General features: G+C 47.4%; 18 protein-coding genes. 11 read left to right on the top strand and 7 right to left on the bottom strand.

What is annotated here, in order from left to right; all coding sequences use genetic code 11:
* Window positions 1-278: 278 nt before the first annotated feature.
* Window positions 279-1,910 (top strand): sulfatase-like hydrolase/transferase, encoded by a 1,632-nt coding sequence (locus ACFODX_RS07090; RefSeq protein WP_378117503.1) that lies wholly within the window; start codon window positions 279-281, stop codon window positions 1,908-1,910.
* Window positions 1,911-1,965: 55 nt separating this feature from the next.
* Here the strand turns inward: ACFODX_RS07090 and ACFODX_RS07085 are convergent, their stop codons facing one another.
* Both ACFODX_RS07085 and ACFODX_RS07080 read right to left on the bottom strand, forming a co-directional pair.
* Window positions 1,966-2,769: a class I SAM-dependent methyltransferase gene (locus ACFODX_RS07085; protein ID WP_378117501.1), complete on the bottom strand. Its 804-nt coding sequence runs from the start codon at window positions 2,767-2,769 to the stop codon at window positions 1,966-1,968.
* A gap of 34 nt (window positions 2,770-2,803) precedes the next feature.
* Window positions 2,804-3,850: a glycosyltransferase family 4 protein gene (locus ACFODX_RS07080; protein ID WP_378117499.1), complete on the bottom strand. Its 1,047-nt coding sequence runs from the start codon at window positions 3,848-3,850 to the stop codon at window positions 2,804-2,806.
* A 254-nt stretch (window positions 3,851-4,104) separates the two neighbouring features.
* Between ACFODX_RS07080 and ribA the strand changes: the two genes are divergently transcribed.
* From ribA to ACFODX_RS07060, 4 genes are all read left to right on the top strand, one after another.
* The gene (ribA, locus tag ACFODX_RS07075; protein WP_378117497.1) at window positions 4,105-4,758 is read left to right on the top strand and encodes a GTP cyclohydrolase II; all 654 of its coding nucleotides are present in this window, start codon (window positions 4,105-4,107) and stop codon (window positions 4,756-4,758) included.
* A complete protein-coding gene (locus ACFODX_RS07070; protein ID WP_378117495.1) occupies window positions 4,736-5,473 on the top strand; it encodes a RibD family protein in 738 nt (245 codons plus the stop codon). The genes ribA and ACFODX_RS07070 overlap by 23 nt, the downstream gene beginning before the upstream one ends.
* Window positions 5,470-6,561 (top strand): zinc-dependent alcohol dehydrogenase, encoded by a 1,092-nt coding sequence (locus tag ACFODX_RS07065; protein ID WP_378117493.1) that lies wholly within the window; start codon window positions 5,470-5,472, stop codon window positions 6,559-6,561. The genes ACFODX_RS07070 and ACFODX_RS07065 overlap by 4 nt, the downstream gene beginning before the upstream one ends.
* 69 nt (window positions 6,562-6,630) lie before the next feature.
* The gene (locus tag ACFODX_RS07060) at window positions 6,631-7,008 is read left to right on the top strand and encodes a 6-pyruvoyl trahydropterin synthase family protein (protein WP_378117491.1); all 378 of its coding nucleotides are present in this window, start codon (window positions 6,631-6,633) and stop codon (window positions 7,006-7,008) included.
* On the opposite strand, the gene ACFODX_RS07055 is transcribed toward ACFODX_RS07060, so the two are convergent.
* From ACFODX_RS07055 to ACFODX_RS07035, 5 genes are all read right to left on the bottom strand, one after another.
* Window positions 7,005-8,054: a lysylphosphatidylglycerol synthase transmembrane domain-containing protein gene (locus tag ACFODX_RS07055; protein ID WP_378117489.1), complete on the bottom strand. Its 1,050-nt coding sequence runs from the start codon at window positions 8,052-8,054 to the stop codon at window positions 7,005-7,007. The genes ACFODX_RS07060 and ACFODX_RS07055 overlap by 4 nt on opposite strands.
* The gene (locus tag ACFODX_RS07050) at window positions 8,054-9,217 is read right to left on the bottom strand and encodes a CDP-alcohol phosphatidyltransferase family protein (protein WP_378117487.1); all 1,164 of its coding nucleotides are present in this window, start codon (window positions 9,215-9,217) and stop codon (window positions 8,054-8,056) included. Before ACFODX_RS07050 ends, ACFODX_RS07055 begins: the two co-directional genes overlap by 1 nt.
* A 201-nt stretch (window positions 9,218-9,418) precedes the next feature.
* On the bottom strand, window positions 9,419-10,042 hold the full coding sequence (locus ACFODX_RS07045; RefSeq protein WP_378117485.1) for a redoxin domain-containing protein: 624 nt from the start codon (window positions 10,040-10,042) through the stop codon (window positions 9,419-9,421).
* A 106-nt stretch (window positions 10,043-10,148) separates the two neighbouring features.
* Window positions 10,149-12,317, bottom strand: coding sequence for a protein-disulfide reductase DsbD family protein (locus ACFODX_RS07040; protein ID WP_378117483.1), 2,169 nt, complete (start codon window positions 12,315-12,317; stop codon window positions 10,149-10,151).
* 372 nt (window positions 12,318-12,689) lie between these two features.
* Window positions 12,690-15,260: a TonB-dependent receptor gene (locus ACFODX_RS07035; protein WP_378117481.1), complete on the bottom strand. Its 2,571-nt coding sequence runs from the start codon at window positions 15,258-15,260 to the stop codon at window positions 12,690-12,692.
* Window positions 15,261-15,896: 636 nt separating this feature from the next.
* Here ACFODX_RS07035 and ACFODX_RS07030 point away from each other — a divergent pair.
* The 6 genes from ACFODX_RS07030 to cysT all read left to right on the top strand — a co-directional run bounded on the left by ACFODX_RS07030 (window position 15,897) and on the right by cysT (window position 22,652).
* Window positions 15,897-16,904: a sulfate ABC transporter substrate-binding protein gene (locus tag ACFODX_RS07030; protein ID WP_378117479.1), complete on the top strand. Its 1,008-nt coding sequence runs from the start codon at window positions 15,897-15,899 to the stop codon at window positions 16,902-16,904.
* A 358-nt stretch (window positions 16,905-17,262) separates the two neighbouring features.
* Window positions 17,263-17,442 carry a DUF2292 domain-containing protein gene (locus ACFODX_RS07025; RefSeq protein ID WP_378117477.1) on the top strand — a complete coding sequence of 60 codons (180 nt, stop codon included), beginning with the start codon at window positions 17,263-17,265 and terminating at the stop codon, window positions 17,440-17,442.
* 123 nt (window positions 17,443-17,565) lie between these two features.
* Window positions 17,566-18,849, top strand: coding sequence for a porin (locus tag ACFODX_RS07020; RefSeq protein ID WP_378117475.1), 1,284 nt, complete (start codon window positions 17,566-17,568; stop codon window positions 18,847-18,849).
* Between the two features lie 334 nt (window positions 18,850-19,183).
* Entirely contained in the window at window positions 19,184-20,434 is a 1,251-nt protein-coding gene (locus ACFODX_RS07015) for a porin (protein ID WP_378117473.1), read from the top strand.
* Window positions 20,435-20,574: 140 nt separating this feature from the next.
* Window positions 20,575-21,567, top strand: coding sequence for a sulfate ABC transporter substrate-binding protein (locus tag ACFODX_RS07010; RefSeq protein ID WP_378117471.1), 993 nt, complete (start codon window positions 20,575-20,577; stop codon window positions 21,565-21,567).
* Window positions 21,568-21,767: 200 nt separating this feature from the next.
* Entirely contained in the window at window positions 21,768-22,652 is an 885-nt protein-coding gene (cysT, locus tag ACFODX_RS07005; protein WP_378117469.1) for a sulfate ABC transporter permease subunit CysT, read from the top strand.

Below are 22,652 nucleotides of genomic sequence, written 5' to 3'. Positions count from 1 at the left end.
CAATGTAAAAAACAGGAAAACACGGCGAAAAAATGCAGGAAAAACACATTTGAGTGCTGGTAAAGCAATAGCGACTTATTTATCTGCTTGATTAACAGCACCCTTTGAAAAATAAATTCAGGTGTTCATAATTAAACAATGCGTAAAATGCTCCCAAATAAACACTCAGCCTTGCCGGCCTGTTTTGTTTGCAACAATTATTGATGCTTTTGTTTAATCTGCAGCAAAAGCTTATATTCTCCAAACAAACGAATTACAGGCCAGTTGATCTATAGCTTATGAATAAAACCCACAACACCCTGACGATTACTTTTCATTGTGCTGCACTGGTATTGTTAATAACCTTGTTGATTATGCCAAATCAACTCAATGCTATTAGCGCTTCGGCCCTTCTAGTATTGCCGCTTGAGTTATTTGTGATTGGCTTGTTGTTATTGTCACTGTTATTACTACCCGGCCTGACAGCCTGGATGCTGCGCTGCATGCTGGCCACGCTGTTGGCGCTGGGTGCAATTTTTAAATGTACCGATATGGCAACCTACAAGGTGTTTGCGCGCCCGTTTAATCCGGTTTTTGATGGCTATTTATTTACCAACGGCATGAATTTATTGCAGGGAGCGCTGGGTAAATTCAGCGCAGTGGTGATTGCGGTGCTCTTATTGCTGGCTGTTATTGCCATTGTAATAGCCGCATTTTGGGTGTTAGGGCGTGTGCAGAGCCTGTTGTGTATGTCAGTGAAACACTCTGCGGTTTTACTGGCGACTGGACTTGTGCTTTGGTTGCTGTTGTTTTTGTTAGGTTCAGCGCGCGCCGCATTACCTTTTTACCAGCATCTATCTACTCACACGCGCGATATTCTGGCCACAGTTAGGGATATCCGAGCCTTCAAACACCAGTTGGAAAACACAAATAACCAGGTCCACGCGCATGAAAATGTATTGTCGTTTTTGCAAGGTAAAGATGTACTGGTGATATTTGTTGAATCCTATGGCCGCACCGTATTGGATAACCCTGAATATGCCCCGCATATTCGCCCCTTGCTGGAACGCACCAACAAAACACTTGAGGCAAAAGGTTTTACGGCGCGCAGCGGTTTTTTAACCTCGCCTACGGTAGGTGGTTTGAGTTGGCTTGCACATGGCACCGCCATGTCGGGGTTGTGGATTGATAACCAGATTCGCTACAACAGTTTGATGATCAGTGAACAGCCTACCCTAAACCGTTTATTTAATCGCGCAGGTTGGCGAACAGTCGCGGTCATGCCCGCCATTACCATGGATTGGCCAGAGGGAAATTATTATGGCTACGATCATATTTATGATGCGCACAATCTCGGCTATCAAGGTAAGCCTTTTAATTGGGTGACCATGCCGGATCAATACACCCTTGCTGCATTCCACGCGCGTGAACTCACACAAACATCGCGCACACCAGTGATGGCAGAAATCGCGTTGATTTCATCCCACGCACCCTGGACGCCCATTCCACAATTAATCGATTGGGATTCTGTGGGCGATGGCAGTGTGTTTAACGCGCAAGCAACTAGTGGTGATAGCCCGGACACTGTGTGGAAAGATAACGCGCGTATTCGTCTGCAATTTCGTTTATCGATTGAATATGCACTGCAAACTATTGCGTCTTATGTCGCAACCTATGGCAATGAAAATACGGTGGTGTTGGTACTGGGAGATCACCAACCCGCACCCATTGTGACCGGCGATAACACTGGCCTAACCCGCGGTGCGCGCGATGTTCCTGTGCATTTAATTGCGCGCGACCCCAAGGTGATAGATAGAGTTGCGCAGTGGCAGTGGACACCGGGAATGTTACCGGTTGACCATGCCCCGGTGTGGCGAATGGATGAATTGCGCAATCGATTTATCGAAGCGTTTTCACCAGCAAGCGATTAACTAAAACAACTAGTTTATTAACCAAACTATTAACCAAGCTAACTAATCCAACTAACTAGCGCGGCAATGCGAGTAGATCCCAGTGACCAAGGGTGCAAGTGCCTTCGGCTATTGCAGCAAGGCGAAAATGTTTCCAGTCATTTAGCTCACCGGAATTCAATCCATAACCCTCGCCCACTGCTGCATAAATTCCCTGAATCAATTCAGTTAATAACGCCTGATCTTTTGCTGTTAATTGCCAGGGGCTGGGTTGTAGCGTGACTTTATAGCCCTTATTTTCCAGCGCTTTTTGCAAATAAGCTGTGCAGTCCGGGCCAAGCGCCGGGCCAAAACCTTTATCGCGGTGCTGATCCTGATTAAACGCGTCTAATACTTTTTTATCGAGCGGATGCGCCGGCGACCATGTGGTGCTGCCATCGTAATTTAATGCAGCGTAAACCGCTGTTTTGCGCGCATCCAACCGATCAACCAAGCCATCGATAAAGGCAGCAGATACAAGATCAAATAATGCCGAGGCCGATACAATATGCGCACCGGTAAGCGGCAGTTCCTGAATAATTGTCAAATCAGCTTGATAGTCTTCGATCAGATGTTGTTTACCGTGGCGACGCAGTGCCTCATCCAATAATTTTCCATCCAGATCAACCAAACGCCACACAATATTATTCGCGCCCAGATTCGTCAGCGCGCGCAAAGTAGAACCAGTACCTGCCCCCAGATCAACAATAATGCGGTCGGGCGATACAGAGTCACTCGCCTGGCCCAGCCACGCGAGTGCTTGGGTTGCCAGTGTTTTATCGCGCGCGGCGAAATCCGCACCTTCACGTAAATCCAACCAGGCGATAGAAAAACCGCTCATTGTTTGCTCTCTTTTTTATCTGTTTGACTCATGGTTAATGAATCTGAATCTTGTTAATCAAACGTGCAACTGCCACTGCCGTTTCATTCCAATTGGGTAAATTGCGCGCAGCGGTTTGCGCACCTGTTTGATAGTGTTTGCGCTGCGCTGCATCAACCAGCAGTGTTTGCAAGGCATCGGCAAGCGCAATTGAATCGTTTGGCGGAACCAATATTCCGGCAGTGTCGGGCACTAGATCCGGCACTGCACCGGCACGCGCGGCTAGTATCGGCAAACCAAAACTCAAGGCTTCAGCGAAGGCCATGCCATAACCCTCGAACAAGGAGGGCAATACAAATATATCTGCACGGGAATATTCCTGTGCTGCATTTTCAACGCTGCCAACAAATGAAATACGTTCGTTCAATCCAAAAGAGTTCACTTTTTGTTGCAGCAGTTGCGCCCATTCCAGATCAAAATGCATTCCCCCCACAAACCGCGCGCGCCATTCCAGATGCTGGATTCTGGAGAGCGCATCAATTAAAACATCATGGCCTTTACGGCGCGTTAAGGTGGCGAGCGTGAGCAACACCGGTGGATTACCAACGCAAGGGGCAAAGGGCTGCGCATCGGTACCGGGCAGAGCAACAACAATTCTGTCAGCAGGAATTGTAAATTGATCGATGAGGATATTGGCAGTCATCCGGCTGGTCACTATCACTGCTTTTGCTGAATGGAGCGCGCGCTGTTCAGATAAAAAAAGCTGTTGCACTTGCGCGCGGGACAAGCCTGTTTCCAACATCAATGGATGATGACAAAGCGCGATAATAGTTAAACGCTGCGCCTGTTGTACAGCAATGGAATCCATTACTCCAAACGCAAGGCCATCAACAATAACAATGGCACCATCGGGCAGTGCCGCAAATTGTGCAGCAGCATCGGCAAACGCTTCGGCATCAGGTACGGGAAAACGCTTGGAAAGTTGTAGGTGTTTAATCGTTAAACCCAATACACGCAACTCCGCAATCAATCGCTTGTCATAGGCATAACCGCCCGTAAGAGTGTCTATGTCGCCGGGAATAGCAAAATACACGTCAGTCATTATGCGCTGCCTGTTAAAGTGCTTGTCAGATCAGGGTGATTAAATGGAGCAATGAGAAAAATTGAGCAATGAAATAAACAGTTGCGCAATTCTCCCCCACAGATTTGGCTATTGCCAGAAAATTAACGAATTAAATCGCACCGGCACACAGCTCTGGTATTTACCTTGCCCGGCTGCCTTGCCTAATAGAATACTGAGCCGTAAGATCGCGAGCTACGTATAAAAAACTCCATTCCATTAATGAAGAGTTGAGTATGCCAAAACCTTCTGTTACTCGCACTGCCACTGCACGAATTCCCACGCGCTATGGGGATTTCCAATTGTGTTATTACACCAACACCCTGGACAACAAAGAGCACCTGGCTTTTTACATGGGCGACCTGGCGCACGCAGAAAAGGTGCTCGCGCGCATTCATTCAGAATGCTTTACTGGCGACGTATTAGGTTCATTGCGTTGTGATTGCGGCGAGCAATTGGATCGCGCCCTGGCATTAATTGCCAATGAGGGTACGGGTGTTGTTGTTTACCTGCGTCAGGAGGGGCGCGGCATTGGCCTTGAGCAAAAACTGCTGGCTTATAATTTACAAGACCAGGGTTACGATACAGTGGATGCCAATCTGATGTTGGGTCATGGCGCTGATGAGCGCAGTTACTCGCTTGCCGCATCTATTCTTGATGATTTGGGCGTGCAATCGGTGCGCTTGTTAACCAATAATCCGGAAAAAATTACTGCATTACAGGCCGAAGGCATTAACGTAGCCGCGCGTGTTCCACTCATTATTGCCACTAACGCTGAAAACCAGGGCTACATGATCACCAAAGCCAAACGCATGGATCATCTGTTATTTAGCAAACCTTTTTCTTCATCTCACCACAGTGATTTGCATGAACCTCAACCAACAAATTGAAGAATGGCTATCCACTAATAAAAATGCCTTTCATGCGCGTGAGCGGCCTTTTGTTACGCTCAGCTATGCACAAAGTCTGGACGGTAGTATTGCGCTGCGCTGCAATGAACCACTGGCATTGAGCGGCGAGCAGTCACTGCGTTTGACCCACCAACTGCGCAGCATGCACGATGGCATTTTAGTGGGCATAGGTACAGTGTTAAGTGACGACCCTCAACTCACTGTGCGCCACTGGATTGGCCACAACCCGCAACCTATTGTCTTGGACAGCCAGTTGCGTATTCCTGCAAAGGCGCGCTTGTGTTGTCGGGCCGATAAACGCTGCTGGGTGTTAACCACTGTCGATAGCCAGGATGTTGTGATTGAAGGCCTGGAAATTACTGCACTGGAAGGTAACGCAGAGGGACAAGTATGTTTACAAGGCGCACTGAAATTATTGTGGAACCGCGGCATAAAAAGTTTGATGGTTGAAGGCGGTGCAAATGTGATTAACGCTTTTTTAAAAGCGCGTTTGGTGGATGCACTGGTACTCACCATCACACCGCAATTTGTTGGTGGCTATAAAGCGGTAAACAATTTAGGCAGTGATTCAGGCGATGATGCAAGCAAGCCATTGCGCTGCGCATTTCCAAAACTAAAACCTTTTTTCTCCGAGCGATTGGGTGATGACCTGATTGTGTGGGGCAACCTGGATTACGGCGATTACGCAGCATGACGGACACCACTTTCACACACGCCATTGCGCAAAGCACAGTGAATGCGCAACAACTTTGGTTTACCGGTGTTGAACAAGTAGAAGTTCGCGAATGCGAGCTAGCTGCCCCCAGCGCAGGAGAAATGTTGATTGAGGTGGAGTGCTCGGCAATCAGTGCCGGTACCGAAATGCTGGTGTATCGCGGGCAAATTCCACAGGACATGGCGCTCGATGCCAGCATCACTGCACTGCAAGATCAATCGCAATATCCCCTGCAATATGGTTATGCCAGTGTCGGGATTGTGAAAGCTATTGGTGACAATATCGATGCAAGCTGGCTCGGCCAACGCGTATTTGCCTTTCAACCCCACGCCAGTCATTTCCTTGCTAAGCCATCCGGGTTGATAAAAGTACCTGCGGATATAGCAGCGGAAGACGCAGTTTTTTTACCCAATATGGAAACAGCCGTTAATTTGGTGCACGACGGCAAACCACTATTGGGTGAGCGTGTAGTGGTATTGGGCCAAGGCATTGTGGGTTTATTAGTGTCACAGCTGCTGGCGCAATTTCCGCTGGCGCAACTGCATAGCGTTGATGCAATTCCTTTGCGCCGCGAGCGCTCGCTACAACTGGGAACCCACTCCGTATTTGATCCATTCTCTGCTGTCGATATCAGTGCACTCAAACAACAACTAATGGATTTCACTGGCGATACTGCAGATAAAAAAACCGGCGCTGACCTTATTTATGAACTAAGCGGTTCGCCCCAGGCATTAAACCTTGCGATTGAATTGAGTGGTTTTGCGAGCCGGATTGTTATCGGCAGTTGGTACGGCAATAAAACAGCGGCGATTGCTTTGGGTGGCGATGCACACCGCAACCGTTTAACCATTACCACCAGTCAAGTCAGTAGCCTCGCACCGGAATTGAGTGGTCGCTGGAGTAAAACGCGCCGCTTTGAATTGAGCTGGAATATGTTGCGCAAGCTGCGCCCCAGCCAATTTATTACCCACAGTGTTCCACTGAGTGATGCACCCGGGCTTTACCAGGAATTGCATGAATCGCCTGCAAAAATACTTCAGGCTGTTTTTGTTTATTCGCATACTTAATGCTTCTTAGACTTAATTTTTAACATACCCAATTTTTCACAACTTTATAATTAGCAGGCAGGATTCCCTATGTATACCGTTGCAGTAACGCGCGATTTTATTGCCAATCATTTTTTAATCGGTGGCGATTGGGGCAATGAAAATTTTCCCCATGCGCATCACTATGTCGCAGAAGTCAGTATTGAAAGCGAGCAGTTGGATAAACACGGTTATCTGGTGGATATAGTAGAGATAGAAGCTGCGCTGGATAAAGTAGTCGGTTATTTTCGCGATAGTCTGCTAAACGATAAAGCAGAATTTGCCGGGCTAAACCCCAGCATTGAACATTTTAGTCGTATTATTCATGAAAAAATAATTGCACTGATAAGCCCACCGGGTAGCGGCACACTCACCATCAAACTCTGGGAAAACGCAACCTGCTGGGCGGCGTATCGCAAACCATTTTAACCCTGCGCAATAGTGTCAGCCTGCGCGCGAGTGGAATTGCTAGCGCGCAAGCACGCAAGCCCTAAGAGCAATACAATTGCATCGCGCAAACGCATCAATGCGATTAAACCCAAGGCCGCACTGGCAGGTAAATTCAGCGTGTGAAATGACCAGAGCACAGATGCCTCCAAAGTACCAACACCACCAGGCATAGGTAACAGCAATGCCATTCGCATGGCCACCAGAATAATAAGAAAACTGTGCAGGCCTACATCAATCCCTACAAACTGCAAAATCATATATAGCTCGCCTAATAATCCAACCCAACCCAGTAGCGATAGCAAAATGGCCAGCAAAAAGCGTATTTTTTGATGCGCGAGTGCGATGCGCAAATCATCGCCCAGTGATTGCCAGTGTTGATGAATATTATTCAGACGATGATTGTGTTGCCAGCGAGCGGCAATGCGCTCAAGGCGATTATGTATCCACTGCGGTTGTTTTATCACAACCCATGCCAGTGACAACATCAGCCCTAAAAAAATCAGCAGCGGCAAAAGTGCGGTTTTCCAATCACTGGCGATATTACCTATACCCGCGCTGCTAATATTCCCCTGATTATGGTTGTCGGCAATACCGGAAAACAATAACAGCACAGCTAACAGCAGCACTGAAAAATTAACCCACAGTTCAAAAAAACGATCCAACCCCAAAGCCAACAGTGCTTTGCGTAACGGCAAACCATATTGGTATAACCAATAGACTTGCAGTGGTTCGCCACCAAATTGTGGGCCGGGTGTAATAAAACTCACTGCCTGCCCCGCTTGGCGAATTAACAAGAGTTTTATCAAGCGCACCGGCGCACCCAGAGCCTTGGTGAGTAATTGCCAACGTAAACCGAGCAACACAATAATCAAGGCATTAAGGGCTAACCAAAAAATCCATTGCGGTGTAGTGAGTGCAGCAATGCTATGGGAAATCTCTGTTAGCGGTAATTGCGCGAGTGTCCAGGCGCCCAACCCCAGCGCGACCAGCCACAGCGACAAAGTCAGTAAAGTAGCGCGCTGCATCAGGAATTTTGCTCCGCATCTTGCTCTTCACCGTCGCGACTATTTACCCAGCGGTCATCCCACTGCCAGAGGCTAAAACGGCCAGCACCCGATAGCATTAACCATACACAACTGAACACCATCACAACAATAATCGCATCGATTTGATTATCGCCCTGCAGCAGCGCAATTAACACCAATAAAATAAGCGCAGCAACACGGCTTGCCAGCCCCAATACAATGGCACCGGTCATGATCAATAAACCGATTATGATCAATAAACCGATTATGGCCTCGGGGGATAAAATACCATTTGCTCTGACAATAAAAATCACCACTGCAATCAAGAGTAAAACGCGCAACAGTGGTTGAAAAACATTGTGGCTAATCCGCGCGATGCCGCTAAAAAATGCTGCGCTGCTTGTGCTGGATTCTGTGCTGGATTGAATTCTGCCACTCACCACCAACCAATCCACCATGAAACCCACCAGGATTGGCAACATAAAAGCAATGCCAATAACAATAGTGAGTGGTGCATAAAAACAGGGTAATAAAATAAAAGCGATAAAACCCATTTGAAACCCCGCAAGTGTGCGACGCAACATACTGGGCATAAGCGGATAAACTGGCAAATTATGTGTGCGCCGCCAATACAGCCCCCACACAAAAATATAATAGGCCGCGCTGACCAATAAAAAACTCCAGTGGATTTTTCCGTAACCCACCGCCAGTAACGGCGCAACCAGTAAACCCAGAGCGTCATACACAGTATCCAGTTCGCTACCCAATAGACTGGTCTGTTTACTGCGCCGCGCCACAAAGCCATCAATCCGGTCGAGAATAGCAGCGATGCAATACAGCAAACCTGGAACCCACGCGATTATTCCCTCTGCCACTGGTTGAAATAAAAAACCGCCCGTTGCAGCAATTAGTCCACCACGCAATAGCGTGAGACGATTCGCCCAACCTAGCCTTGGATAAACAGGTGCGCCCTCGCCCGCCCGATTCAGCTCCAGTCTCTGCCACAACTGCCAGCACACAAAAATCCATAACCCGACAGCAATCAGCAACCATTGCGGGGCATTAAGTGCAGTGAGCTGTTTTATCGCAACACAAGCAGCAAGCAAGATCGCCATACCCAATACAAAGGCCAGACGCGTTTCGTGTTTAATGGATGAGTACATTGGGTTTGCCGTTATAAAAATCGTACCAAGCGATAGTTTGTCATCTATAAGTACGTATTGCATTAATCAATCGATACAAAATAAAAAAATGAGAAATGAAAAGGATGAGAAATGAAAAGTGTGGAATAAAAAGAGGTGAAATAAAAAACGGGCTGCAATTGCAGCCCGTTTTGATCAGCATTACCGTTTTAGGGCCAGTGCTTAGCCCGCATATTTAATAGAGCAACCATAGGGCGCGGTGCTTTGGTTAGGTACTTTTTTACCGGCAGCCAAGGCTTCCAGTGCGTCTTTCACGTAAGGGGTTGCCTTTGGAATATCTTCCGCTTTGTTGGATTTAATGCTGTCCACGCCGCCTTTGTAAACCAAAGTCCCTTCCGGGTTAATGATAAAAAAGTGTGGGCTCGTTTGGGCGTTATAGAGTTTACCGATGGTGCCTTCCGGATCAAGAATGGTGTTGGTTGGTGTAGCACCACGTTTTTCGTTCAGGCTAATGGCAGTAGCGCCATCCACATGACCTTGTTTGCCCGGCGCCGATGAAATCACTTGCAACCACACAAAGCCTTTTTCAGCGGCGCTTTTTTGCAAGCCGGGAATGTTACTGCTGCTGTCGTAGTGTTTAACCACATAAGGGCATTCGTGGTTAGTCCACTCCAATACCACGGTTTTTCCTTTCAGGTCAGCCAGGTTAATGGTTGAGCCATCCGCTGCTTTACCGGAAAAGGTCGGTGCAGGTTTATTGATAACAGGTTCAGCCATGGCATGGGTTGATACCAATGCGAAAGCAAGACTTGCCAGTGCGATTTTTGCAGATTGACGAATTGACATAATGACTCCTTATGAGTTGACAACAATGGACTAACAACGAAAAAAACAACAGTAAAAACAAAACACAAACTAAAAACTAAAAACTAAAAATCGATAACACGAATCGCTAATCACCTTTCAGTTTTTCAATCACCAAATCCGGCGTAAGTATTTGTGGCAGCTCAACGGGCTGGTTGGCCTGCCCTGCCGGATAAAACACATAGAGCGGGACGCCACTGCGCTTAAACTTTTGCAAAAACGCGGTGATCTCCGGATCTTTATTGGTCCAATCCCCTTTCAGATACACAATGCCCTCTTTAGCAAAATGCTGTTTGACGCTATCGCTACTCAGTGCAACACGCTCATTGACCAAACAGCTGATGCACCAAGAGGCAGTGAAATTTAGAAATACCGGTTTGCCCTCTGCGAGTAATTCTTGCAGGCGTGCATTGCTGAAGGTTTCCCAATTGGCATCGGCAGCGGCGGCATTTTTATTGGATGTATTGGATGCAACCGGTGCATTCACCGCAAAAATGCCCCCGCCCAAGGCCGATAGCACTAACAGCAGCGCCACTGCACTCCCCAGCACCCGATTGCGATTGGATGCGGTGCGTGTGCTGTCATAGAGCCATGCCGCCAAAGCAATCACCAACATGCCCCCCAATGCGACTATCACGGCGTTTACGCCCGCTTGCTGCACCAATACCCACACCAACCAAATCGCGGCGGCGTACATCGGAAAAGCCAAGAATTGTTTTGCGCGCTCCATCCACAAACCGGGGCGCGGCAACCAGCCCTGCAAGCGCGGCCAACAGCTCAACAATAAATAAGGCAAAGCCAAACCTAACCCGAGGCTTAAAAATATCGCCATGAGTTTTACCGGCGGTTGCGCAACGGCATAACCCAATGCCGCCGCCATAAATGGTGCCGTACAGGGTGTAGCCACTACCGTTGCCAAAACGCCGGTAAAAAAACTGCCGCTATAGCCGGGCTTTTCCGTGAGTGATGAACCCACACCGGCAACCGAGCCGCCAATAAAAAAAACACCCGACAAACTTAAACCGACCGCAAACAATAAATAGGCAACCACCAACACAAAAATGGGCGATTGAAATTGAAAGCCCCAACCAATTTGGCTGCCGCCGGCTTTTAATAAAATCAGCAGCAAGGCGAGCACTGCAAAACTGGCCAATACACCCAGCGTGTAAACGTAACCCTGACGGCGAATTTGCTGCGCGGAATAATGGGAATGGCTGACCAGTGACAAGGCCTTGATCGACAACACCGGAAACACGCAGGGCATTAAATTCAAAATGATTCCGCCCAATAACGCGAACAACAATGCCCCTACAAAACTGATCGCTAATTCTGACGGCGGCTGGTTATTGGCAAGCGCTTGCAGCGGCGCTTTTATTTCATAACCACGCGCAATACCCTGCTGCTCTTTGATGACCAGCACACCAGCAAGTTGATCACCAATGGCAGCCGGTGCTTCACCGGTGGGAATATTGAGTTGGATACCATCGGCAAGATCTGTACGTATCTGGGGATCACTTTGACGAATGCGGCCCCAGTCGTAGGGATAAAACCAAATGTCCTGTACTTGCGCAATTTGCTCTGCTGGCAATGCGATATGTAGGTCTAATGTCCCCTGCCCGGTTTCACTGTCAATCACACTTTGTTTTGCGGTTACATCCCAAGGTACTGGAATAGGTAAACGCGCTTGCGCTTCAGCAATTAATTCACTGCCTGCACCGGTTTCGGCTGGTGTTGCAACAACCGGTAATGACAAAGCCAATTCCACTTGTTGCGGAATACATTCTTCCTCACACACCAACCAATCCACCAAGGCGCGGGCAGTAAAGGTATCGCCCACGGCAAGCGCGTTTGGAATAGTAATTTTGCTCAGCAGCGTGACGTTATTTTCGTAGGCATAATTGGTAATAGGCCCCATGGAAAAACGGCTGGGTGCAGGCCAAATAATATCGCTTGCACTCGCACCTTCCGGCAGTGTCCATTCAATCGTGGTGGCATTACCCGAATCGCCGGGATTAACCCAATAGGTATGCCAGTGCGGAATAATTTGTTGGTTGATACCAAGGTAAATTTCACTGCCGGGTACAACCGCAGCGACAGATGCCACTAACTGCGCCTTCACTTGGGGTGTTGATGCTTTATCAGATACGGCGACGTCTGTTATAGCTGCATCAGCTACAACATTGGCATCTTGCTGGCTCTGTGCCGCAAGGCTAAAAACCAGCAATAGGGTAAAAACTGCAACTACCATTTTTTTCATTAGGGATAAGATTCCTGCGCTTCGCCTTTTGGTCTTCTTTTCAAATAATCGAACAGACTATCGATGATTTTTTTAATGAATATATTTGATGAATGTGAGCACCATTAAAAAGATAAAATCACACCCACTCACTTGTCATACACACAAAACACTCGCACACCAAGAAGTATCCTGAATCGAGGCAATTCGCCAGCAAAAGTTTCCTGATTAACAAAAATTCACATTCCTTTTAACTCTTTCACATCTAGCTCTTTCACTTCAGTATTAAAACCACCGCTCTTTTCAAAGCCGTTTGTAGCCTGTCACAAAAAATGCCCTGACAGTCACAATAACGGGCGCAGCTGCGCCCGTTATTAGCACGGCGATTATTAGTTAAAAATTGGAACGAAATGCAAAACTGAATGCACGCCCATAACCCGGCTGCTCGGTTATCGCATTGGAACTGCTGTAGGTATTGCCACCGGTTTTGTAATGCTCGTCAAACAGGTTTTTCACGATAAATGAAATACGATATTTGCCGTTAGCGCGATCAAGTGCCACACCAGCATCAGTCAGGTTATAGGCCTTTTGTAAGGTGTATTCCGATTGACTTGGTTGCAAGTAAGCATCGGAACGATAGGCATTGCTCAGGAACAAATTCAAACCATAACCATTACCCAGAGTACGGGTGTAATCCAAGCCATAGGACAAGGTCACTTTAGGCGCACCGTGCAATTGTTTGCCCGAGTAATCAGCCAATTGGGTATCGGAAATATCTGGCACTGTGGTGAAGAATTCATCGTAGGTTGCACGGTTATAAGCACCAGAAAAATTCACACTGAGCGATGGCGTAACCGCAAATGCCGATTCAAATTCAATACCCTTTGCGGTCACACCGGGAATATTCCCCAAGTAACTGCGCAAGCCGGTTGGCTGGGTTTCATCAATAACGGTTAAGTTGCTTTGGTAATCCGTCAGCTGGGTGTAGTAAATATTGGCGTTCACTAACAAACGGCGATCCAGTAATAAACTTTTGAAACCCAACTCGGCGTTTTCAGCTTTCTCCGGTTTTACATTTAACGGCTGGCCATAATCCGGGCTTGCTGGATCAGACACGAATTCTACTGCGCCGGATTTTTCACCCGATGCGAGAGAGCCGTAGAGCAATACATCATTGGTTAATTGATAACTGGGGCTGATTAACCAGGCGATGGAGTTATCGCTAATGGCGTCACCGTCAATCCAATCGTAAATCCCTTTGTCACCCGCACTGCCCGTTCCAATGGCTGAGCGGTAGAGCGCTTTGGCGGCGTTCCATGCAGCAAGGTCTGCTGCATTTGCCAAATCCAAACCATAGTTGGCAGCTTTGCTGTTGTCAGTTCCGGTGGCATTAGTTAAGCCAGTTCCTGCGCGATCCAACTCGCGGCGGTTGCGCCCTTCTTTGTGTTCATAGGTATTGCGCAAACCAAGCGTGAGGGTGGATTTTTCAGTGAAGTGCCAGTTGACCTGACCGAAGGCCGCATAACTTTCAGTAGTGGGATTCAACACATAAGAGCGATACACACCGCGCTGTGCATCGGTTAACAGCCCGCGATATTTAGGTGCTTTTAATGCATTCCACTGCGCATTGCTCGCGTTAAATGCGGCGGCATCTGCGCCAAAATAAGTAGGGTCATCGGAATAGACTTCGGCATCCAAATAATACAAACCTACTTGATAGTCGTATTGTTTTTCGCCTTTGTAATTCAAACGCAATTCTTGTGAGGTTTGATCGTTCCACAATTGCTGGCCACCATTGCCGATATCAAAGCGAGTTACACCACCGTTTTTAATATCGAAATGTTGTTCGCGATAAGCAGTGATCGATGTGAGCGTATATTCATCGCTTAATAACTTTTTAAGTTCAACTGAAACGCCGCCTTGTTCCGTGCGCTGTGGGCGCGCTTGTGAATCTTCGATTTTATTGTCGCCATACACGCCGTCTTTAAATACGGGTTGGTATTTGCTGCCGTCGGGGTTGTTAAAATAATCGCGCTGCAAACGGCTGAAGAAGCTTGTGGTACGTGCTGCGCCATCGGCAAAGGTATCGGGGCCATTATCGACCAATAATGATTTATTGCCGTTTTCAACGGATTGGATGCTATCCAAAATAATACGTGCAGACAGGGTTTCATCGGGCGTTACTAAAAATTGTAAACGGCCACCGACGCGGTTGGTTTCGTTCCAGGTTTCCGGGCCCGATTGCCATACGTTATCCAGCACACCGTCTTTTTTGTTAAAAAATAATGACCCTCGATAGGCAACCAAGTCATCCACAATAGCGCCGGTGCCGGTGACTTTTCCGCCCAGTTCATTGTAATCACCGTAGCGTACTTCATAGGTGTAACCCGGTTTAAAACTCGGTGCTTTGGTGACTATATTCACTACGCCGAGCGTGGTGTTTTTACCCAGCAAAGTACCCTGAGGACCACGGATGACTTCAATGCGGTCAAGGTCAATAAAATCATTCCACGACTGACCTACATAAGAACTCACAACACCATCAACAATCACGCCTACACTCGGCTCCATCGTATCGTTGGCAGCATTTTTACCGATACCGCGCAATGAAATACTGGTTTGACGCGGGTTGCTGCCAAATACACCGAGGTTCGGCACTTTTTTAACCAAATCATTTACTGAAACCGCGTTATCGCGATCCAACGTTTTACCACCCACCACGGAAACCGGCAGCGGGACTTTTTGGGCAATTTCTTCGCGGTTACGCGAAGTGACCACGACTGTATCCAAAGCAAACGAGGGTTTATTTTGTTCCTGTGCAACAACCCCTTGCGGAATGATCGCACCAGATCCCAACACGACTCCCACAGCAACACTCAGCAATTTGCGTTGAAAAAGACGCGGGGTTGATAACAATGATGACTGCACTGACGACTGCAGCTGCGCCGAACGCAAAGCTTTCATTAAATCTCTCCAAAACAATATGTGTATGAATAACTGACATAGGGTGTTTAGCAACCGCTATGCCAGATATTTAGAGAAAATATTTAATTTTAAAAAAGAACAGATTTATTTTGAAAAAACTGTTTTAAAAGCAGCATGAATAAAGGAGGTAGATAAAAATTGTTTTAAAGATCCAATTTTTGCTTTGCAAAGGATTTAGAGTGAAAAACGATTATTCGATAAAGGCAGCTGTTTTTAATTAAACACCTAAGGTAAATATTCTGCTAAAAAATCAACAAATAGAGATTAGTAAAAAGCATATTTTTAAACACTTAACCTATGAAAAATCCAAAAAAGTACCAACTCACACTCAATTAGCCTTAATAAAAAAGCATTAACCTTCATTTGATTCTTTGCCCTAGCCCACTGATACCGCGGGTACAAGCCTTGCCGCTTTTACTTATAGTTTTTGGTTTGACGCTTAAAACAAAGTGTTTTTAACCAAGCAGATTATTTTCAAAAACACTCTGGCATAGATCTGGCTTTAACAGGATTACAAATGGACTTTCCATTCACACTGGAATAAAGCCGCTGTCATGGATATTAAAAACAGCACCGGACATTAATCTGTAGATCTACCATTCCTAAGGAAACACTATGAAATTGTTAAGTAAACGCGCCGCATTATTCGCAGCCACTGTGTTATTAAGCTCTGTCAGCTGGGCGAAAGACGTAACCCTATTAAACGTATCCTATGACCCTACCCGCGAACTTTATCGTGAATTCAACACCGCTTTTGCCGCACACTGGAAAGCCAAAACCGGTGATGATGTAAAAATTGAACAATCCCACGGCGGTTCCGGCAGCCAGGCGCGCGCCGTGCTGGATGGATTGAAAGCGGATGTTGTCACCCTGGCATTGGCGGGCGATATAGATCCATTAGCCAAGAATGGGAAATTACTTGCGGACAACTGGGCATCACTCCTGCCCAACAACAGCGCCCCCTACACATCCACCATTGTGTTTTTGGTTCGCAAAGGCAACCCGAAAAAAATTGAAGATTGGGATGATTTGGTGAAATCCGGTGTTGAGGTGATTACCCCTAACCCGAAAACATCGGGCGGTGCACGCTGGAATTATTTAGCGGCCTGGGCATTTGCCAAAAAGAAAGAAGGAACCGATTCAGCAGCACAAGCGTTTGTAAAAACACTTTACAAAAATGTGCCCGTACTGGATTCCGGCGCGCGCGGCTCAACCACAACCTTTGTACAGCGTGGCATAGGTGATGTATTGCTCGCATGGGAAAATGAAGCGCATTTAGCGATTCAGGAAGCCGGTACCGATGAAATTGAAATCGTGTATCCCTCTATTTCCATTCTTGCGGAACCACCGGTTGCTGTGGTCACTACAAATACAAGCGCAAAAGGTACCACTGAAGTAGCCACTGCTTACCTGAACTACCTGTACACCGCTGAAGGGCAAACGATTGCGGCTAAAAATTTCTATCGCCCACGTGACCCACAAGTTGCCAAGAACTACACCAAGCAGTTCCCAAGCATTGAGTTTGCCACCATTGCGGACTTTGGCGGCTGGAACAAAGCCCAACCGGAACACTTTGGCGATGGTGGAATTTTTGACAAAATTTACGAAGCACCAAAGCCCTAAGCTTTTTGCAGTAGCGCCCACCTTTTACCTCACTATTTTCTGTAGTGTTAAGGTTCGGGCGCAATTTCCCCTCCAAAAAATCACAGTTCAACATAAGCCCAAAACAACACTCGCCCTGTGCGAGTGTTGTTTTTTGAGCAGAAAAATACCGGCATTGTTTAAATAAAAACAGCTCAATGTTGATAAATACACTTTTGTTCTAATAACAATATTCTTCGTTATAAGCTAATAAAAAATCAGTATTTTTCGTTTATAAATATCGCCCCTATGATGGCCACGACTTCAGGGAACAACTGCCCTGATCATTAAACCCTTAACCACATTTGATAACTTAACAACGATTGCCTGCGAGGTTTTTATGGGGATTCATCGTTCAGAAATCGCCAATAGCATTGACGATGTTTTAGCCGAAGTTAAACGTCAGCTTGCACATATCCGCTATGGCTCGGTGGAGATCCAGATCCATAACGGCCAGGTTGTGCAGTTGGAAAGCCGAGAAAAGAAACGTTGGGATAAAGGCGTCAACGCCCGTCAATAACCAGTGTTACAGACCCCGGTTAGATCTGTTTAAAAAAGCTGCATTTATTTTATTTTTTGTTATTACATTTAAAAAACACCACCGGACCACCGGACGTGACATTCACATTTATTGGAGATTAGCATGTCATTAGTTAGCCAGTGGTCACACACAAAAACCACATTCGCTCGTTCTGTTTTTTCACGCAACACCCTGTTTACTGCTATCGGTTTGGCGCTTTCTGTCAATGCTTCTGCAGGTTTCCCAACGCTTTATGGCAAGGTGCAAGTCACCGCCGGTCAATACGATTTTGAAAAAATTGATTTCGCTCCCACCGCCGCTGGCGCAACCACTTATCGCCATGTAGGTGCAACAGGTGTTACTACCGAGCTGGATAATTTCACGGTAGAAAGTATTGGTTCTCGCTTGGGCGTTCAGGGCGACTTTGATGCAGCTGCCGGTGTGAATGTGTTTTATCGCATTGAATACGGTGTGGACTACGACAACGGCACCAATAGCAATGGCCGCGAGTTAGTACAGCGCAATATTTTTGGTGGTTTGCGCGGCGATTGGGGTGCCCTGCTCGCCGGTAAAAATGACACACCGCTGCGCTCACTGGCGGGTCGCAATGGCACCCTGGTGAAAGGTGAGTATGTACCCGCCGTACAAAAAACCGATATCGACCGTTTTAACGAAACCCCCTTAGCGGATATTGGCACTTATCTGGTCGGCGAAAACCGTGTTGATAACGTGATCCAATACACCTCGCCTATTTTGCTGGGCGGTTTGGAAATAAACCTGGCTGCCGTGCAAGCGGAAGAAACTGGTGTAGAGCAATCCGCCAGCAACCAACAGGACGATAACGGCTTTGCTTCCGGCCAATCGGTTTCCATCGGCTATGGCAAAACCAATTGGTTTATCGGTGCCGCCTATGAAAGCAATGTCGCCACGACCGACACCGCACGCCTTGTGGGTGAAGTCACCCTTGGCCCGGTCAAACTCGGGGCGATTTACCAAACCGCCGAAGCCCATGACGATGGCGATAGCCTGGGCGGCTTCACCAGTTTTGTAAACGCAACCACCACCAGTGTCGGTGCACAGAACGGCATTAACCCACTCGCAGAATGGGATGGCGCTGCAGGCACCGCCTACACCGAACAAGATGGTTATGTGATCAACGGCGTCTGGAAAATTGCCGGCCCCTGGTCTGCCAAACTTCAATACGCCAACAGCAGTTCAACCCCCACCAATGTTGCATACGATGATGTCGAGCTGGATGCATTGGCGCTGGGCGTTGATTACGCACTGAACGATGCAATACGTCTGTTCACCTACTTTGCCGAAGTGGAAGCGCAAGGTGATGCCGCGATCAGCACCACAGCAACAACAGACAGCATTGCCGCCGTGGGTATTGACTTCCGTTTCTAATGCGCGCTCCTGCTATCAATCTACCAGGTTAATGCGAGTGCAAGGACGCACTCATTGCTGTTGTTATTTTTTTGGTGTCTATAGCCATCAAACAGTTGTTATAAGCTAATAAAAAATCAGTATTTTTAGTTTTATCAACAGATCAATATGATGGCCACAGACATCAGGGGCAGTCCTACAAAATTGGACGCCGTGAAAAAAGCGCCGGGAAAAAGTGTCAACACTCACTCAGCGCAGGTTTCACTGAGAAAAGATTCGATGAATATTTTTTAAAAACCACATCAATATTTACTGACCGGACCACCGGAGGTGATATGACTATTTGGAGATTAGCATGTCATTTCAAACTTTCTGGTCGGTTGTGCGATCAGCTACTGCAACAACACAATTTCAACGCAACACCTTAACGGCTGCCATAGGTATTGCACTGTCGGCGAATGCATTTGCAGGTTTTCCTACGCTGTACGGCAAAATCCATTTGACTGCAAATCAATATGATTTGGAAAAAATTGATTTTGCGCCGACTGCTGCCGGTGCAACGACTTATCGCCACATAGGTGCTACCGGTATTACGACCGAACTGGATACTTTCGCACTGGAGAGCACTGGCTCACGTCTGGGTGTGCAAGGTGATTTTGATGCGAATGCCAGTGTGCAAGTGTTTTATCGCCTTGAATACGGTATTGATGTAGACAATGGTACTAACAGCAATGGCCGCGAATTAAGCCAGCGCAATATTTTTGGTGGTTTGCGTGGCGATTGGGGTTCGGTACTGGTAGGTAAAAACGATACGCCGTTAAAAACCCTGCAGACCAATACGGTATTGCGCTCCGATGTGGATCGCTTTAACGATTCTCCACTCGGTGATATTGGTACTTATATTGTGGGCGAAAATCGCCCGGATAACGTTATCCAATACACCTCGCCAATTTTATTTCGCGGGCTGGAAGTAAATATCGCAGCTATTCAGGCAGAAGAAACCGGCGTGGCGGTCAATGCCAATAATCAACAGGACGATAATGATTTTGCCTCGGGCAAATCCGTTTCTGTCACTTATGGCAAAGCAAAATGGTTTGTGGGTGCTGCGGTAGATTCAAATGTCGCCACCACCGATGCCATCCGCGCTGTTGGTGAAATTACGCTGGGTGCAGTGAAACTCGGGGCGATTTATCAAACCGCCGAAGCCCACGACAGTGTCGATTCACTCGGTGGCTTTTCTACGTTTGTTGGCACCAACGGCACCACTAGCGGTGCACAAAATGGTTTGAACCCGCTCTCTGAATGGGACGGTGCCTCAGGTAACGCATTTAAAGAACAAGACGGTTACATCCTCAATGCGCAATGGAAAATTGCTGGCCCCTGGCTTGCGAAAATCCAATACGCCAATTCAACCACCACACCCACCAATACCACCTACAAGGATGCTGAGCTTGAAGGTATCGCCGTTGGTTTGGATTACAACTTTAATGCAGGCACACGTGTGTTTGGCTATTTCGCCAGTGTAGAAGTGAACGGTGATGAAAAAATCAGCACCAAATCCACTACCGATAGCACAGCAGCATTAGGTTTTGATTTCCGTTTTTAAAAGACCCTCACCTCTGCCCTCTCCCAAAGGGAGAGGGAGTAAGAACCCCCCTCTCCCTCTGAGAGAGTAACAGTCCCCTCTCCTTTTGGGAGAGGGTTAGGGTGAGGGAAAAAATTCAATTTTCAAATGAGCACAAAATTATGAAATTGTTTACAAAATCTGTTGCCGTGATTGCAACCAGTTTATTAGCGGCGAGTGTATTCGCCAAAGACGTTACTTTATTGAATGTATCCTACGATCCAACGCGCGAACTCTATCGCGAGTTTAATGCCGCGTTTGCCAAACACTGGCAAGAAAAAACCGGTGACACGGTAAAAGTGGAACAATCCCACGGTGGCTCCGGTGCGCAATCACGCGCGGTAATTGATGGCCTGCGCGCCGATGTTGTCACCTTGGCACTTGCCGGTGATATCGACCCTATCGCCAACATCGGCAAACTTTTGCCAAAAGATTGGGTAACCAAATTGCCGCAAAACAGCGCGCCTTACACATCCACCATTGTATTTTTAGTTCGCAAGGGCAACCCCAAAAATATTAAAGACTGGGATGACCTGACCAAAAAAGGCGTAGAAGTTATTACCCCTAACCCTAAAACCTCTGGCGGTGCGCGCTGGAATTATTTAGGTGCTTGGGCCTTTGCTAAAAAACAAGGCAAAGACGATGCAGGCGCAAAAGAATTTGTGCGCGCATTGTTTAAAAACGTTCCAGTACTGGATACCGGCGCACGCGGCTCAACCACTACTTTTGTGCAGCGTGGAATTGGTGATGTACTGATCACTTGGGAAAACGAAGCATTTTTGGCAGTCAACGAATTGGGTGCCGATGAAATTGAAATCGTCGTGCCGAGTTTATCCATCCTTGCTGAACCTTCGGTTGCCGTTGTCGATGAAAACGCTAAAGCCAATGGCACTGCAGAAGTGGCTAAGGCCTATCTGGAATATCTTTACACCAAAGAAGGCCAAACCATTGCTGCCAAACATTACTACCGCCCACGTGATCCACAAGTCGCAGAAGCCTACGCAAAAACTTTTCCAAAATTGGAGCTAGTCACGATTGATGATTTTGGTGGGTGGGTAAAAGCACAGCCAGAGCACTTTGGTGACGGCGGCATTTTTGACCAGATTTATCAATAACCCCTCCCCGCCCTCCCCTTGATAAGGAGAGGGAGAATGTAACCCCCTCTCCAACCCGCTCCTTAAAAAAGGAGGGAGCCTAATCTCACTGCGCACTCAAATAGATGCTGCGATTCAGCTCCTCCCCCTTGCAAAGGGGGAGGTTGGGAGGGGGTTGGTAGTGCGGGTTAATTAGGTTGAACAAAAAACGAGATTCATTCATGAGCGAAGTTTCCAGCGCAACGCCCATCAATTTTTTGCAAGCAAAAAAAGTAAAAAAAACCTGGGTTAAAAAAAGTGTACTACCGGGTTTTGGTTTGTCGCTCGGCCTTGCCGCGCTCTATGCCAGCCTGATTGTATTTATTCCACTCGCGGGACTGGTTTTAAAATCATTGGAACTCAGCTGGCCAGAACTCTGGGCGGTGGTCAGTAACCCGCGTGCGGTTGCAAGTTATCAACTGACTTTTGGTGCATCACTCGCTGCCGCAAGTATTAATTTAGTGTTTGGTTTAATCGTCGCCTGGGTACTGGTGCGTTACGATTTTTTTGGCAAACGTGTAGTCGATGCATTGGTCGATCTGCCTTTTGCATTACCTACCGCCGTAGCGGGCATTGCACTCACTGCGCTCTACACCACCAAAGGTTGGGTAGGGCAATGGTTTTGGTTGGCCGATATTAAAATTGCTTACACCTGGCTTGGTGTTACCGTCGCGCTCACCTTTATTGGTTTGCCTTTTGTGGTGCGCACTGTGCAACCGGTATTGGCCGATTTGGAAGCCGAAGTAGAGGAAGCGGCTGCAAGTTTGGGCGCATCGCGCTGGCAAACCTTTCGCCGGGTATTACTGCCTGCGCTTTTGCCGTCATTGCTAACCGGTTTTGCGCTCGCCTTCGCCCGTGCGATTGGTGAATACGGCTCGGTAGTTTTTATCAGCGGCAACATGCCTTACAAAACCGAAATCACTCCACTGTTGATTATGACCAAACTGGAACAATTTGATTACGCCGGTGCGGCTGCGCTGGGCACGGTCATGTTGATATTTTCCTTTGTGTTATTGCTGCTCATTAACCTGCTCCAGCATTGGAGCCATAAGCGCACAGGAGGTTAA

It is taken from the genome of Cellvibrio fontiphilus (genome assembly GCF_042646205.1).
Classification (GTDB): Bacteria; Pseudomonadota; Gammaproteobacteria; order Pseudomonadales; family Cellvibrionaceae; genus Cellvibrio; species Cellvibrio fontiphilus_A.
This window is presented reverse-complemented; position numbering and strand designations above follow the sequence as displayed.

Excerpts from the sequence above, each read along its gene's own strand:
- ACFODX_RS07065 (WP_378117493.1), top strand. The coding sequence starts at position 5,470 with ATGACGGACACCACTTTCACACACGCCATTGCGCAAAGCACAGTGAAT.
- ACFODX_RS07025 (WP_378117477.1), top strand. The coding sequence starts at position 17,263 with ATGGGGATTCATCGTTCAGAAATCGCCAATAGCATTGACGATGTTTTA.
- ACFODX_RS07040 (WP_378117483.1), bottom strand. The coding sequence starts at position 12,317 with ATGAAAAAAATGGTAGTTGCAGTTTTTACCCTATTGCTGGTTTTTAGC.
- ACFODX_RS07070 (WP_378117495.1), top strand. The coding sequence starts at position 4,736 with ATGAACCTCAACCAACAAATTGAAGAATGGCTATCCACTAATAAAAAT.
- ACFODX_RS07020 (WP_378117475.1), top strand. The coding sequence starts at position 17,566 with ATGTCATTAGTTAGCCAGTGGTCACACACAAAAACCACATTCGCTCGT.
- cysT (WP_378117469.1), top strand. The coding sequence starts at position 21,768 with ATGAGCGAAGTTTCCAGCGCAACGCCCATCAATTTTTTGCAAGCAAAA.
- ACFODX_RS07085 (WP_378117501.1), bottom strand. The coding sequence starts at position 2,769 with ATGAGCGGTTTTTCTATCGCCTGGTTGGATTTACGTGAAGGTGCGGAT.
- ribA (WP_378117497.1), top strand. The coding sequence starts at position 4,105 with ATGCCAAAACCTTCTGTTACTCGCACTGCCACTGCACGAATTCCCACG.
- ACFODX_RS07060 (WP_378117491.1), top strand. The coding sequence starts at position 6,631 with ATGTATACCGTTGCAGTAACGCGCGATTTTATTGCCAATCATTTTTTA.
- ACFODX_RS07050 (WP_378117487.1), bottom strand. The coding sequence starts at position 9,217 with ATGTACTCATCCATTAAACACGAAACGCGTCTGGCCTTTGTATTGGGT.
- ACFODX_RS07055 (WP_378117489.1), bottom strand. The coding sequence starts at position 8,054 with ATGCAGCGCGCTACTTTACTGACTTTGTCGCTGTGGCTGGTCGCGCTG.
- ACFODX_RS07010 (WP_378117471.1), top strand. The coding sequence starts at position 20,575 with ATGAAATTGTTTACAAAATCTGTTGCCGTGATTGCAACCAGTTTATTA.
- ACFODX_RS07080 (WP_378117499.1), bottom strand. The coding sequence starts at position 3,850 with ATGACTGACGTGTATTTTGCTATTCCCGGCGACATAGACACTCTTACG.
- ACFODX_RS07090 (WP_378117503.1), top strand. The coding sequence starts at position 279 with ATGAATAAAACCCACAACACCCTGACGATTACTTTTCATTGTGCTGCA.
- ACFODX_RS07045 (WP_378117485.1), bottom strand. The coding sequence starts at position 10,042 with ATGTCAATTCGTCAATCTGCAAAAATCGCACTGGCAAGTCTTGCTTTC.
- ACFODX_RS07015 (WP_378117473.1), top strand. The coding sequence starts at position 19,184 with ATGTCATTTCAAACTTTCTGGTCGGTTGTGCGATCAGCTACTGCAACA.
- ACFODX_RS07030 (WP_378117479.1), top strand. The coding sequence starts at position 15,897 with ATGAAATTGTTAAGTAAACGCGCCGCATTATTCGCAGCCACTGTGTTA.
- ACFODX_RS07035 (WP_378117481.1), bottom strand. The coding sequence starts at position 15,260 with ATGAAAGCTTTGCGTTCGGCGCAGCTGCAGTCGTCAGTGCAGTCATCA.